At 61.0% G+C, this 12,806-nt stretch carries 13 protein-coding genes; 4 read left to right on the top strand and 9 right to left on the bottom strand.

All coding sequences use genetic code 11. The annotated features are described in order from the left end of the window. Window positions 1-94: 94 nt before the first annotated feature. The 4 genes from NXY83_RS17915 to NXY83_RS17905 form a co-directional block, all read right to left on the bottom strand. Window positions 95-1,288: a type III polyketide synthase gene (locus NXY83_RS17915; RefSeq protein WP_258803564.1), complete on the bottom strand. Its 1,194-nt coding sequence runs from the start codon at window positions 1,286-1,288 to the stop codon at window positions 95-97. A 216-nt stretch (window positions 1,289-1,504) separates the two neighbouring features. Next, the gene (locus tag NXY83_RS21115) at window positions 1,505-1,858 is read right to left on the bottom strand and encodes a helicase associated domain-containing protein (protein WP_397427525.1); all 354 of its coding nucleotides are present in this window, start codon (window positions 1,856-1,858) and stop codon (window positions 1,505-1,507) included. Between the two features lie 346 nt (window positions 1,859-2,204). Then, window positions 2,205-3,134 carry a carbon-nitrogen hydrolase family protein gene (locus NXY83_RS17910; protein ID WP_258803563.1) on the bottom strand — a complete coding sequence of 310 codons (930 nt, stop codon included), beginning with the start codon at window positions 3,132-3,134 and terminating at the stop codon, window positions 2,205-2,207. A gap of 33 nt (window positions 3,135-3,167) precedes the next feature. Next, entirely contained in the window at window positions 3,168-4,550 is a 1,383-nt protein-coding gene (locus NXY83_RS17905; protein ID WP_258803562.1) for an MFS transporter, read from the bottom strand. Window positions 4,551-4,586: 36 nt separating this feature from the next. On the opposite strand from NXY83_RS17905, the gene NXY83_RS17900 reads away from it, so the two are divergent. Next, window positions 4,587-5,501, top strand: coding sequence for a LysR family transcriptional regulator (locus NXY83_RS17900; protein ID WP_258803561.1), 915 nt, complete (start codon window positions 4,587-4,589; stop codon window positions 5,499-5,501). Window positions 5,502-6,051: 550 nt separating this feature from the next. On the opposite strand, the gene NXY83_RS17890 is transcribed toward NXY83_RS17900, so the two are convergent. From NXY83_RS17890 to NXY83_RS17870, 5 genes are all read right to left on the bottom strand, one after another. After that, window positions 6,052-7,572 (bottom strand): NAD-dependent succinate-semialdehyde dehydrogenase, encoded by a 1,521-nt coding sequence (locus NXY83_RS17890; RefSeq protein WP_258803560.1) that lies wholly within the window; start codon window positions 7,570-7,572, stop codon window positions 6,052-6,054. A 50-nt stretch (window positions 7,573-7,622) separates the two neighbouring features. Then, on the bottom strand, window positions 7,623-7,925 hold the full coding sequence (locus NXY83_RS17885; RefSeq protein WP_258803559.1) for a putative quinol monooxygenase: 303 nt from the start codon (window positions 7,923-7,925) through the stop codon (window positions 7,623-7,625). Further along, entirely contained in the window at window positions 7,906-8,715 is an 810-nt protein-coding gene (locus tag NXY83_RS17880) for an N-acyl homoserine lactonase family protein (protein ID WP_258803558.1), read from the bottom strand. The genes NXY83_RS17885 and NXY83_RS17880 overlap by 20 nt, the downstream gene beginning before the upstream one ends. Window positions 8,716-8,789: 74 nt before the next feature. After that, window positions 8,790-9,212 carry a carboxymuconolactone decarboxylase family protein gene (locus NXY83_RS17875; RefSeq protein ID WP_258803557.1) on the bottom strand — a complete coding sequence of 141 codons (423 nt, stop codon included), beginning with the start codon at window positions 9,210-9,212 and terminating at the stop codon, window positions 8,790-8,792. A gap of 28 nt (window positions 9,213-9,240) precedes the next feature. Next, window positions 9,241-10,158: an NAD(P)-dependent oxidoreductase gene (locus NXY83_RS17870; protein WP_258803556.1), complete on the bottom strand. Its 918-nt coding sequence runs from the start codon at window positions 10,156-10,158 to the stop codon at window positions 9,241-9,243. Window positions 10,159-10,551: 393 nt separating this feature from the next. On the opposite strand from NXY83_RS17870, the gene NXY83_RS17865 reads away from it, so the two are divergent. From NXY83_RS17865 to NXY83_RS17855, 3 genes are all read left to right on the top strand, one after another. Then, window positions 10,552-11,154 carry a GntR family transcriptional regulator gene (locus NXY83_RS17865; protein ID WP_258803555.1) on the top strand — a complete coding sequence of 201 codons (603 nt, stop codon included), beginning with the start codon at window positions 10,552-10,554 and terminating at the stop codon, window positions 11,152-11,154. A 240-nt stretch (window positions 11,155-11,394) separates the two neighbouring features. Continuing rightward, window positions 11,395-11,781 (top strand): hypothetical protein, encoded by a 387-nt coding sequence (locus NXY83_RS17860; protein ID WP_258803554.1) that lies wholly within the window; start codon window positions 11,395-11,397, stop codon window positions 11,779-11,781. Then, the gene (locus tag NXY83_RS17855; RefSeq protein WP_258803553.1) at window positions 11,768-12,634 is read left to right on the top strand and encodes an alpha/beta fold hydrolase; all 867 of its coding nucleotides are present in this window, start codon (window positions 11,768-11,770) and stop codon (window positions 12,632-12,634) included. Before NXY83_RS17860 ends, NXY83_RS17855 begins: the two co-directional genes overlap by 14 nt. Window positions 12,635-12,806: the final 172 nt, after the last annotated feature.

The raw sequence follows: 12,806 nt of genomic DNA, 5'->3' as shown, positions 1-12,806 counted from the left end.
GCCCTCCGACAGCGGCCGGACGCTGACCACGACCCGGGCCAGGCATATGGTTGCTCCGGTTTCGGTCAGTGCCGCATCAGCAAACCCAGTGGGCTCAGGGGACCGGTACTTCGGTAGCGAGGTTGCCGTGCGCGTGGCCGGAGAGCACTGCGCTGGGCGCCTGCCGCAGTTTGGTGAACAGTGCGGTTTCGACGGTGAGTCCCGGGCCAAAGGCCATGGAGCAGATCCGTTCGTCCCCGTCCTCGGGGTCCTGTTCGAGGATGTGCTTGAGGACAAAAAGCACGGTCGCACTGCTCATGTTCCCGTAATTGCGCAGCGTCTCGCGCGCCGGGACCAACTGCTCGTCCGTAAGACCCAGCCGGGACTGGACTCTGTCCAGGATGCTGCGGCCGCCAGGGTGGATGGCCCAGTGCCTGATGTCGGTGTAAGGGAGTGCTTCCAGTTCCCGATCCCGGGCAAAAAGTGGCTGTAAAGCGCCCACGATGTGGTCATCGATGATGTGCGGCACGTAGTTTCCCAGCACCATTTCGAATCCGTGGTCGCCGATGTTCCAGGCCATGGAGTCCTCGCCGACGGGTGTGAGGACGGTTTCGAAGTGGTCAAGCTGCAGCAGGGACTTTTCCTCCGACCCGCTGCGTGCAGTGACGACGGCGGCGGCGGCACCGTCGGCGAACAAAGCGGAGCCCATGATCGTGTCCGGATCGTTCGACGCCCGGACATGCAGTGAACAAAGCTCGGCGCACACCACAAGGACAACGGCCTGCGGGTCGGCCTCACAAAACATTTTCGCGGCGCGCAACGCGGGAAAGGCGGCGTAGCAGCCCATGAATCCCAGGTGGTAGCGTTGAACGGCGGGGTTCAGGCCCAGCTCCCGGACGACCTTGTAGTCCGGGCCTGGGTTGAAGAATCCGGTGCAGGACACTGTCACAACGTGCGTTATATCTCGTGACTCGAGTTCGGGGGCGGCGTCGACCGCTGCGCGGGCAGCCTTCACGAACAGCTGTGTTGCCTCCCGAGCGAAGATGTCGTTGCGGACTTTCGTGCTGGGATTCAGCAGCAGACCGGTCTCCGGGTCGAAGAACTTCGGATCATCCGAGCGGAAATCCATAGTTAATTCCTCCACGGCCGTATACCGGGTGTCGATGGCGGCAGAGTCGAAACAGGTACTGACCAGCCGTGAGCCAAGCCTCGACAATCCTGGTTGGGCCGCAAAAACGTCGCGGGCTTCTGTTTGGATCAGCATCGTTTTTGGGACTGCAGTTTCCAGTGATCGCACATAGACCGTCATTGACTCATTCTTAACGAGCGCCCTGAATAAGACAATGCGGACCTGCAGATCCGTCGGATACCTCCCCTGTCCGGCTGACGTCGCCGCGTCGTTCGGTCATCCCCGGGGCTTCCTCCAAAAACAGCCATTTAGCCTTTGTCTCGCCCCTCCAGGAAACGCCTGCCCTGCCCTGCACAGGTTTTCTTTCCGGAGCTGGTGACGTCGGCGGTTCATGGGTTAGCCGCTTGGGCGCCGCCATGCCGGAAGAAGCTCATCCAGCCTTGCTATTCGTTCCGGGTACAGCGTGCCCTTCTTCAGGGCGTACCGCTGAACTGACAGCCACTTGCCCAGCGCGTACTCCTCTGGTGGCGTGGATGAGCCCAGGACCGGAAGCCGGCCGTACCTCCGCACGTGTTCCAGAAGCTGTTCCAAGCCACCGGAAGGACGGCTGCGCCAGCCCGGCAAGGCGCTATTCAACTTGGCTACTCGTTCCGCATGCTTGCGGTCCCGGTTTGCAGCTTGGCGGTACAGCCAGTTCGCAAGGTACGCTCGGCGCTGTCCGAAGACTGGGCCGAAGGCCACCTGCCCCATTGACTCTTGAATAGCACTGTGTGGGCCAACATCTGTTCCCAGCTGGATAAGGCGAGCTCCAGTCAGGTAGCAGCTCTTCCAGCTTCACCACCTTCTCTGGCAGGAGTACCCCGCTTCGCAAGCTGGCTACTACCCGTGCAACCGGGATAGTCCAAAGTTCCTTGGATTAACCTCCTTGAGGCCAAGAGCGATTCGAGAGGCCGCGCAAGGAATTGAAAATACGGCCCGAGCTCAAAAGCAAGGGTCGCGGGATTGTGAGTGCCAGCTTGCCCGGTGGCATTGGAAGACGTGTAGACAGACCAAGGGCGTGCGGCCAAATAATTGCCGCACGCCCTTAGGCTCAGTATTAGCTGTTGTTCGTGAACGTCACCGAGTCCGCAGGCCTCGTATTAACTGTCAGCGAGAAGACGTCGGGCCGTGAGTAGTGTCCGACCGAGTCGAAGTCGAGGTGGGCTCTGGTCTTCGTCTCGAGGTCGATGTCCGCGTATAGGATCGTTTCCTCATCGAAGACCGGCCCCGCGAGCACCTTGCCCGATGGGTCGATGATCACGCTGCCACCCCGCAGGAGTACATCACCGTGTGGCGGTTCGACGTCGAATGGGTGGTCAGATGGGAATGCGCCCCGCGTTAGATACTGGCAGGCTGACAGTACGAACACGCGGCCCTCGAGGGCGATGTGGGTCATGCTGGCCTGCCACGTTGGCCGGTCGTCGGCAGTCGGGGTGCAGTACAGCTGTACACCTTTCGCGTACATTGCCTGCCGCATGAGCGGCATGTAGTTTTCCCAGCAGATGACCGATCCGACTCGGCCGAGGGGGGTGTCCATGGTGTCGAGAGTCGAACCGTCGCCGTAGCCCCACACAAGTCTTTCCGTGCCCGTAGGCATGAGCTTGCGGTGTTTTCCGACCAAGCCCTTGTCCGGGTTGATCATCAAGGCCGTGCAGTACAGCGTGTTCCCGAGTCGTTCGATGACTCCGATGACGACGAAGACGCCGTGCTCGGATGAAGCATTCACGAGACGCCGCACTTCGGGCCCGTCCAGCGTAACGGCACCGTTACTGTATCGTGCATACTCGTCGCGGCCGCTCTCTGTGCGGTATCCGATGGCGGCGCCGAACGCTGTGCCCTTCGGGTAGCCGCCGATGAATGCTTCGGGGAATACTGCCAGTTCAGCACCGGCGGTTGCCGCTTGGGCTATGAGCCCCTCCGCTTTTGTCGTCGATGCGTCCGCGTTGAACGGCACCGAAGCGCTCTGGATGACTGCAACTTTGCTCATGATTACCTCCGTGCCCGTGAGGGGGTTGCCAGATTATCCGTAGGAAATGTCGACATTTTTGGTTTCTTTCAGCATTGGCCACAGCACCGCCAGGGCGAGGATCGCCACCGCGATGACGTAGAACGCGGGGGACACGAGCAGGCCGGTGGCAGCCACGAGTGATGCGGCGATCAGGGGCCCGGGGCCAGCCAGCACCGCGTAAGCGACGTTGTAACCGATCGCTGAACCGGTCGAACGCACGGATGCGGGGAACACCTCGACCAGCAGTACGTTGTTCATGACCGCGCAGCAGGCGACAAATAGGGAGAACACCACCAGGCCGAAGAATGCGAGGAAGGGATTGCCGGTGCTCATAAGCAGGAACGCTGGAGCCGACCAGATGATGAGTCCGATCACGCCCGTCAGGAGCACGGGGCGCCGGCCGATGCGGTCACCGACCATACCGACCAGCGGGTTGAATATCACGTACACCACCATGGCCGCTCCTGTCACGATGAGCGAGTCGAGGCGCGGCATGCCGATGGGCCCGGAGAGGTAGTTGTTTGAGTAGGTGATGAAGTAGTACAGGCTCACACCAAAGATGCCAGCGAATGCGAGCGTCATGACAAAGGCGCGCACCTTGAGTCCACGGCTCGTCACCTCGACGGTGTTATTGGCACGCTTGCGTTCCAGCTCTTCGAAAACGGGGGTATCCGCAAGCTTCCGCCGGATGTAGACGGCGATAAGTGCCATCAGCAGCGAAGCGATAAACGGAATGCGCCAACCCCAGCTCGCGAGGTCTTGCGCGCTCATGACAGCCGTCAGCAGTGCTGCGAAAAGCGTTCCAACCAGGAACGCGAGGCCAGCGGTCGCGGTTATAAGGCTCGCGTACAGAGCACGCTTGCCCTTGGGGGCACTCTCACCGATGTAAGCGGCGGCGCTCGTCCACTCGCCCCCGACCATCATGCCCTGCAGCAGGCGCAGGATCACGATTAGGATCGGAGCGGCGATTCCGATCGTGGCGTACGACGGTGTCAGGCCGATGAGCGTCGTGATGATGCCCATCCCGAGCACTGTAATAATCAGGACGGTCCTTCGGCCCAGCTTATCTCCCATGGGGCCGAGGAAGAGCGCTCCGACCGGGCGTGAGATGAATCCGACGGCGAACACAGCGAGTGCCGACAGCATTTCGGCAGTGGGGTCACCAGATGGGAAAAACTGTGCGCCGATAATGGCAGCGAAGTAGCCGTATATAGCGAAGTCGAACCACTCCATGAAGTTGCCGATACCAATGGCGACCATGCGCTTCTGGCGGTCACGCTTCGGCAGATCCAACAGTTCGGTATCGCTGCGTTGTGTCGCGGGGCTGGGTAGCTCCATGCGTAATCTCCTTTGTTTACGGCACAGCGGGTTATGGAAACAACTGTCGATGATCACGGAAGAACTGTCCAGTTGATAGTTATTATGGGGGTTATGAATGTGATTGATCTTCGTCGCGTGGACCTGAACCTCTTGGTCGTCTTTCAGGCGGTGATGCAGGAGGGTAGTGTCACGCGTTCCGCGGTCAAGCTGAATCTCAGTCAAAGCGCCGTGAGCGCCGCTCTGGCCAGGCTCCGCACGCTGTTCGATGATCCCTTGTTTGAGCGTTCCCGGGCGGGCATGCTCCCCACTTCGCGCGCCCTCGCAATTTCAGCGCGTCTTGCTCCGACGTTGACGTCGATCGCCGATGTCATCTTCGATGAACCCGAGTTTGAACCCTCCAGCAGCAACCGGGTTGTTCATTTGGCAATGTCGGATGACCTCGAGATCGTGCTCGCGCCCTGGCTTGCCCAACGCAAGCTCGCTGAGGGGTGGAGCGTCGAATTCGCGATTCATCAAACCAACAGCACTCTCTGGCGCGAGAGCGTCGAGAACTCTCGCAATGATGTCGCGTTGACCATGACCCCTGGCCAGGAGTCCGCGGCCTTCCAGTCCGAGCCACTTTTCTCCAGCGGCTACCTATGCCTTTTCAACCCAAAATTGCTGCCGCTATCGGACCCGGTCACGCACGATGAGTATGTGTCGGTAGATCATGTGCGCGTCTCGTATGACGCGCAACGCGGGTGGGTTGACGACCTGCTCGCGGCCAGGGGCTACAAGCGCAAAACCCTTTGTGCCATCAGCCACTTTGCGGGACTCCCCCCGATCCTGTCGAGTGCGCCGGTCATCGCAACTATCCCTGAGCACGCGGCTAGGGCCCTTGCGGAAATCGCCAGTCTGGCCGTCAGTCCGGTCCCAATCCACGCGCCACGATTCACCATTTCAGCGATCTGGAATACGCAGGCCGATGGCTTGCCTGAGAACGTCTGGATTCGGAAAACTTTGAGCGAGTTCGCGCAGAGCCTGTAGCGCATCTCGTGAAGGGCGACCGGATTCTGAACTCATCGTTCGAGCTCATGCCTGAACGGGGCACTTTCCGCACGCCGAAAACCCTGCCGCTTATGCGGTATCTCGGGCCGGCGCTACAGCGTGTGCTCGAAGCTTCATCTACCTCACACCGACCAGCGTTATGTTGAGAAGTCCGCTGCACAGGCGGCCCGGGCGTTAGCCCTCCGAGACGCTGATCGATCAGCTGCCATTTTTCACCATGGGCCCGAGTTAGCTCTTATCGCGATGGTCTGCCCAGGGCATGAAAGGACCATCGCGAAAGACTTGTTTTGGCCACCCGTCCAGAGCCACCGGGATTATGTGAACCAGCTGGTTACGTGGGGGTACACCGCCCAGCGAAGTAGAAGTCACCATCATCGACGGCGGCAAGACCAGTAAAGCGGGGACGGAAGTGTCCCTGGCCCCTAAATTGAGTGCGCTTTGCCGGGCGGCACACGTCACAGCAGCCCGGCAAGTCTTCAACCAACACGGGTGCCCTCGCGGCCCACGTAGTGTTGGCACGGCCTGCAGGCTATCCGGCGTAGGGGTCGGCGATGCCGATGTACTGGGTGTAGAGGTATTCCTCGATGCCTTCGAGGCCGCCTTCGCGTCCCAGGCCTGACTGCTTGACGCCGCCGAAAGGTGCGGCGGCGTTGGAGATGACGCCGGCATTCAGGCCCAGCATGCCGGTTTCCAGGCGTTCGCCCATCCGGATGCCGCGGTTGAGGTCCTTGGTGAAGACGTAGGCCACCAGCCCGTATTCGGTGTTGTTGGCCAGCCGCACGGCATCGTCTTCGCTGCTGAAGGTGATGATCGGGGCGACGGGGCCGAAAATCTCCTCGGAGAGGATCCGGGTTCCTTCGGTGACGCCGGAAAGGATGGTGGGCTGGTAGAAGTAGCCCGGGCCCTCCACCGGCCCGCCGCCCAGGACCGTCCTGGCGCCTGAGGCAACGGCGTCGGAGACCAGCTCATGGACCTTGTCCCGGCTCTTGGCATCGATGAGCGGGCCTACCTTGGACTCCGGTTCGGTGCCCCGGGCGGTGGTCATCTCCTTCATCTTCGCGGCGAACTTCTCAGCGAACTCGGCAGCAACTGATTCGTGGACGATGAAGCGGTTGGCAGCGGTGCAGGCCTCACCCATGTTCCGCAGCTTAGCGAGCATTGCCCCTGCGACGGCGGCGTCCAGGTCCGCGTCCTCGAAGACAACGAACGGGGCGTTCCCGCCGAGTTCCATGGAGGTCCGCAGTACGGTTTCCGACGCGTCGGCCAGCAGCCGGCGGCCCACTTCGGTGGAGCCGGTGAAGGAGAGCTTCCGGAGGCGCTGGTCCTTGATCAGCGGTCCGGTGGTGGCACCGGCCGTGGAGGTGGGGATGAGGTTCAGGACGCCCGCGGGCAGCCCGGCCTCCTGCATCACGGCGGCGAACAATTGGGAGGTCAGCGGGGTGAGGTTCGCGGACTTCAGGACCATGGTGCAGCCGGCGGCCACCGCGGGTGCGATCTTGCGGGTGGCCATGGCCAGCGGGAAGTTCCACGGCGTGATCAGCAGGCAGGGGCCTACGGGCTTCTTGGTGACCAGCAGTCGGGACTTGCCGTCCGGGGATACGGAGTAGCGGCCAAAGGCGCGGACGGCTTCCTCGGAGAACCAGCGGAGGAACTCGGCACCATAGGTGACTTCGCCACGGGCTTCGGCCAGCGGCTTGCCCATCTCCATGGTCATCAGGAGCGCGAAGTCTTCGGCGCGTTCGGTCACCAGTTCAAAGGCACGGCGCAGGATCTCGCCACGTTCACGCGGCGGGACCTTCGCCCAGGACTCCTGGGCAGCGGCGGCTGCGTCCAGGGCCGCGGCACCGTCCTCAGCGCCGGCATCAGCGATGCTGAGCAGGACCTTCCCGGTGGCCGGATCCTCGACGTCGAACGTCTTGCCCGAAGCGGCGCCGCGCCACTCACCGTTGATCAGCAGTCCGGTCGGAACAGAAGCGAGCAGCTGATGTTCCCGTGCTCTTGTGGGTGGGGGAGCGGAGTCAATGGTGGGCGACGACAATGTGGTCTCCATTTCCTAAGGGGTTTCCGGGGGTCTTGCGTAACGGTGGGAGAGGCCGGGTGTTAGTCGAGGGGCGACTCAAAGGTCGACACGGTTCGGCTTTGCAGGAGCGGAATGATGGTTTCGGCGCCAATCCGTTGGAAGTGCGGCGTCTGTCGGTGGGCTTCGAAGTCACCGGGGGTGTGGTAGGTCTCCAGAATGACGATGCGGGAGTCGTCTTCGACTCCTTGGAAGTATTCGTAGCGGACGTTTCCAGGTTCCTCGCGGCTGGCCTGGGCCAGGGCGCGCAGGTTTTCGAGGACTTCCGCTTCACGTCCGGTGAGCGTTGTGTATGTGGCTACAACTTCAAATCTGGTCGCTGGCATGGTGCTCCTTCTCCTCTCGGGAGACCGGAAGGTCCCCGATCGTGACGGCATTGCCGCCCAGGGCGGACTCATGTGGGGTGAAGCGGTGAAGCACATCCGGGTCGTGTCCGGGAACAATAATGGCGTTTGCTGCGCGGGCCTGATCCCTCAGATGCAGGAACACGTCGTACATTTCAGGAAGACTGCTGATCGCGATGAAGGGCATGTCCCGCTCGAGTTCTTCGTAGAAGTGCACAGCGTCCGAGGCGAGTATGACGGGACCGGCTGTGGTCTGCAGTCGGACCATGGCCTGCCCTGGGGTATGTCCGCCAACTTCTACCACTTCGAGCCCGGGCGCGGGGGAGCATTGTCCCCTGAAAAGATTCAGTTTTCCTGCGTGGTGGCGTTGGCGAAGGTAGCCTATTTCCACCTCTTCTGCATAGTGGGAGAACTGTGTGTGAGCAGCCGTTGGTGAGTTCCAGAACCTGTATTCGGCTTCAGCCATGTGAAAGGTCGCCTGCGGAAAGAGGTCAGCGTTTCCTATGTGGTCGTAGTGGCCGTGGGTGAGAATGACGTCGTTGACATCGTCTGGTTCGATGCTGAGTTCCATCAGTGCTTGACGGGGGTGAAGAAGGAGTTCCCTGTCGCGTTTAAGGCCGGCCCTTGGGCTGAAGCCGGTATCCACGATGACAGTCCGGTGCTGGTTGCGGAGGATCCAGAAGAAGTAGTCCACTTTGGCTGGGCCATCTGGCTCCCCGTAGAGGTGGTAGTTCAGGAATACATCGCTGCGCTTTGTCGCGCGGGTGCCCATCCTGACGGTTATAACCTGGTATTTGGCGGTGCCATCTGCTGATGCAGGGCGTTGCGGGTCGGTTGTTCGTTGGCTCAAGAGGCTCCGCTTCCGCCCTCGTGGACCTTAACTGTCGGTTCGATGCCGTCAGCGTCAACGACCTCCCGCCATGCTTCAAAGCCGGCCTGGAACGCAACGATTCCCGCCTCGGGAAGCGAAATTTCGATAGCTTCGAGGATTTCGGTCGGAGTCAGGCCCAGGTCGAGGGCGACCCTGATGTGGCTTTGGATGTGACCTTTGGAGGCCCGCATGACCGTAAGGCTGACGATGAAGATCAGTTCTTTGGTGCGGCGGTCAAGCGTGCGGTCGTCAAGGTAGGCGGCCGAAACAATGTGGTTGGCGGCCTGCAGCACGGGGAAATCGTGTTTGGCCATGACTTTGTGGTAGTCCAGCACATAACCGCGCTTGCGGGCCATGTCGTTGATGTACTCCTGGGCACTAGCGGTATCGGTGGTCATGGTGAAGCCTCTCGTGTGGGTGGTTGAGCTAGGGGCGGGGGTCTCGGATAAGGACTCCATTGGCTTGTTCGTAGTGCCTGACAAGTTCAGTGTGGTCGGGGGCCGCAGAGTCAAGTTTCTCGCGCAGATTTTCGGCAACAGTCTGTGCGGTCAGGACGACCGGTGCTTCCACGGCATTGGCCTCGAAAATCTGGCGGGCGATTTTGAGGTCCTTGAGCATCAGGTCCATGGCGAAGCCAGAATCGAATGCCCCGGTGAGGATGTGCTTCGGATACTTGACTTCAGTCGCCTGGCTGCGGCCGGTGGAGTTGTTGATGACGTCCACCATGACGTGTGGGGCGATGCCCGCTGAGGCCGCTGCACAGATGATCTCGGCCGCGGCGGCTATGTTAGTTGCCGACAAGAGGTTGTTCAGAGCCTTCGCTGCGTGGCCGGTACCTGAAGGGCCCACGTGCACGACGCCGGTTCCCATGGCCTCGAGAAGGGGACGTGCCGCTTCGACTGCCTGGTCGCTGCCGCCGGCCATAATGGCCAGTTCACCCGTTACGGCCCGGGCGACGCCGCCGGAGACTGGTGCGTCCACGTAGTGAATGCCCAGTTGGGCGGCCTCATGTGCCAGGGCTGTGGTGCTTTTTGGTTCCGAAGAGCTCATGTCGATGATCATCGACCCCGGGTTGAGCCGGCTGAGGAGACCCGGGCTCTCGCGCAGGACGGCCTCGACTATCCGGCTGTTAGGCAGCATGAGGATGACCACTTTTATGTTCTCGGGCAGGGTGTCCAGGCTCTCCAGAGGCGTGGCACCGCTTTGTTCTGCCGTGGCTTTCCTTGCCTCTGGGCTCTGGTCAAAGACGAACACTTCTCGGCCCTGGGCGTAGCGTGAGGCCATGGGCCGACCCATATTGCCCAGACCGATGAAAAGTGACCGAGTGGTGTCGGTGACTACCATGTTGAGAATTCTCCGTCCGCGTCAGCGGGTTGCCCGATACGGCTTTGGACTTGATCGTTCACTCTTTGCCACCTTCTGATATCGCGGTCAGGCTGGACGACTCTGAGATGAAACTGCGCTCCGTCCCAGACGGGAAGAACCGTCGTTTAGGGCCCTGACGATGAAACCTCAGCGTTCCCACCAACCATGCAAATGTTTGGGCTTGCTATTGAGCATTCTTTCAGTAATACCGTATTATGGTTAGCAGTGTCTAGTGCCGTGAAATTCTTCCGGCTGGGCCGGCACCGGCAGTATCACGACTAGACGTGAAGGGGAGACCATATGAATTCCGCCGTGAAGAGGACCGCCGCTCCGCTGAGGCAGGAGGTTACAGGTGCTTTGCGCCGAGCCATCGTGACCGCCGAGTTTACTCCTGGCGAGCGTCTCGTGGAATCCGTCCTGTGCGAAAAGTTTGCCGTTAGCCGGACCGTTGTCCGCGAGGTGTTGCGCCAGCTGGAAGCGGAGGGGCTCGTGACCATCGTCCCCAACAGGGGCCCGGAGGTTGCTACTCTCACCATCCGCGAGGCCGAAAGCCTTTACGAGGTCCGCCGTGCATTGGAATCACTGGCCGGAAGCCTGTTTGCCGAGCGCGCCACCGATGAACAGTGCACTGAACTCGTGCACTGCCTTAATGAAGTAAAGAAGGCAATGGCATCCGACGACCCCGGACGCAAGCTCGAAGTCAAGGACCGGTACTACGACGTGCTGCTCGCCGGGGCGGGCAATGAAGAGATCCGCAAGCTTCTCAGAGTTGTGAATGCCCGCACTCAGGTGCTGCGCATGTACTCCCTGTCCTCCGAGAACCGCGGAGCGAAAACGGTGGCGGAGATAACCAGAATCACGGCTGCCGCCGCCATAAACCGGGATCCGGACGAGGTAAGAATCGCCTGCGAAGAGCATGTGCGCAATGCCGCAGACGCTGCCCTCCTGGCCATGAAGCGTGCCTCCGGCCACTAACCCTGCCTGCCCGCCGAGGCAAGCCCGTTACCCGCCGGGCTCAGAGTCGCGGCGCCCGACCCGTGCCGGTTTCAATATTGATCTGCATTACATCTATCCCTAAACTCACCAGTTACGGTATTACGGTAAGACGGAATTGGTTGGTAGGGACCAATTGTGAGCCGGTATCTGCACTCCAACGACTATGCCAACTGAAGGGTCCGCACCTGCAGGGGCACTGCCAGCAAAGGACGCACAACATTGAGCATCACTGACGCTTGGGGCTCTCACTGGGCGTCTGCGGTCAACGCAGACCCTGAAAACCACCACATCGGCCGGATGTCCCGGTTCGGTTTAAGACTGGAATCGAGGGACGGCTACCAGGCCGATTATGTCTACACGGCAGGGGTGCTCACACCAGGAAAACCCGCCCCTGGTACGCAAGAGGACTTCATCCACCTCCAAGGAAGCGCCGCCGCTTGGGTGGAGCTTTTTGATGCGAATGCCGCCCCGCGCCGCCACGACCTTCTAGCCCTCCTGAAGGCACCAGACGGGCTGGTAGTCGTTGCCGGCTACGACGGCCTTCTCCGCCACCTGCGCGTCATCACCCGCCTCGTTGAGATCGGAAAAGCAAATGCCACAACCTGACGTCTACCTTGAACCGATCACTGGCCGCTACGTCAGGTTTACCTCTCAGGACGTGACCTACAGGGTCTACTTTGAGGAGGCCGGCAGCGGCCCCGTGATCCTCGGACTCCACACCGCCGGTGCCGACTCCCGGCAGTTCCGCCATATGCTGGCCGACGAAGACCTGACCTCCCGATTCCGGGTCGTCGTCTTTGATCTCCCATGGCACGGAAAGTCGCTTCCACCAGCGGGCTGGTGGAAAGATGAGTATCTCCTGACTACGGACGTCTACGCGTCCCTTGTCGAAGACTTCTGCGCAGCCTTGGAACTGGAGACGCCCATTGTGGTCGGCTGCTCAATGGCAGGCTCGCTTGCCATTGAACTGGCGCGCCGCAGCCCCGATCGATGGCGGGCGGTTCTGGGACTATCCGGCGCCATGAAGGTCGAAGGTCGGTTCCACGACTGGCCCGTGCGAACAGACCTAAACGCCCAACAGATTGTACCGACGTGGACCCACAGTCTGATGTCGCCCCACAGCCCGGAAGAGTCCCGTCGCGAAGTTTGGTGGATCTATAGCCAGGGCGGCCCCGGAATCTATAGAGGTGACACGTATTTCTACGCGCAGGACTTTGACCTGAGGGAAACCGCCTCCACCATCGATACGGCTCGTTGCCCCGTGTACCTCCTGACTGGCGAGTACGACCATGCCTGCACACCAGAGGATACTGAGCAAGCCATCGCCGCCATCCCCGGTGCCCGGGGAGGACGAATGCCCGGCATCGGCCACTTTCCCATGGCGGAGAATTACCCGCTGTTCCGCACCTTCCTGACGCCTGTCCTCGACGAAATCATTAGCAAAGCAACGACGGTTTAGCTCTCGCCTTATATCCCAATCACCTGTGCCAGGGCGACTTTCACCCCCGGCAGGTCCCTTGGCTGCATGACCTCTTTCCGTTTGCGCACAGATTGAAGGAAGGGCTGGCAGCGATTGCGTGGGCCGCGACCGGCTAAAGGTTCCGGACAATTACCCAGCCGGTACAAACGCG

Source organism: Pseudarthrobacter sp. NS4 (assembly GCF_024758005.1).
Lineage (GTDB): Bacteria > Actinomycetota > Actinomycetes > Actinomycetales > Micrococcaceae > Arthrobacter.
This window is presented reverse-complemented; position numbering and strand designations above follow the sequence as displayed.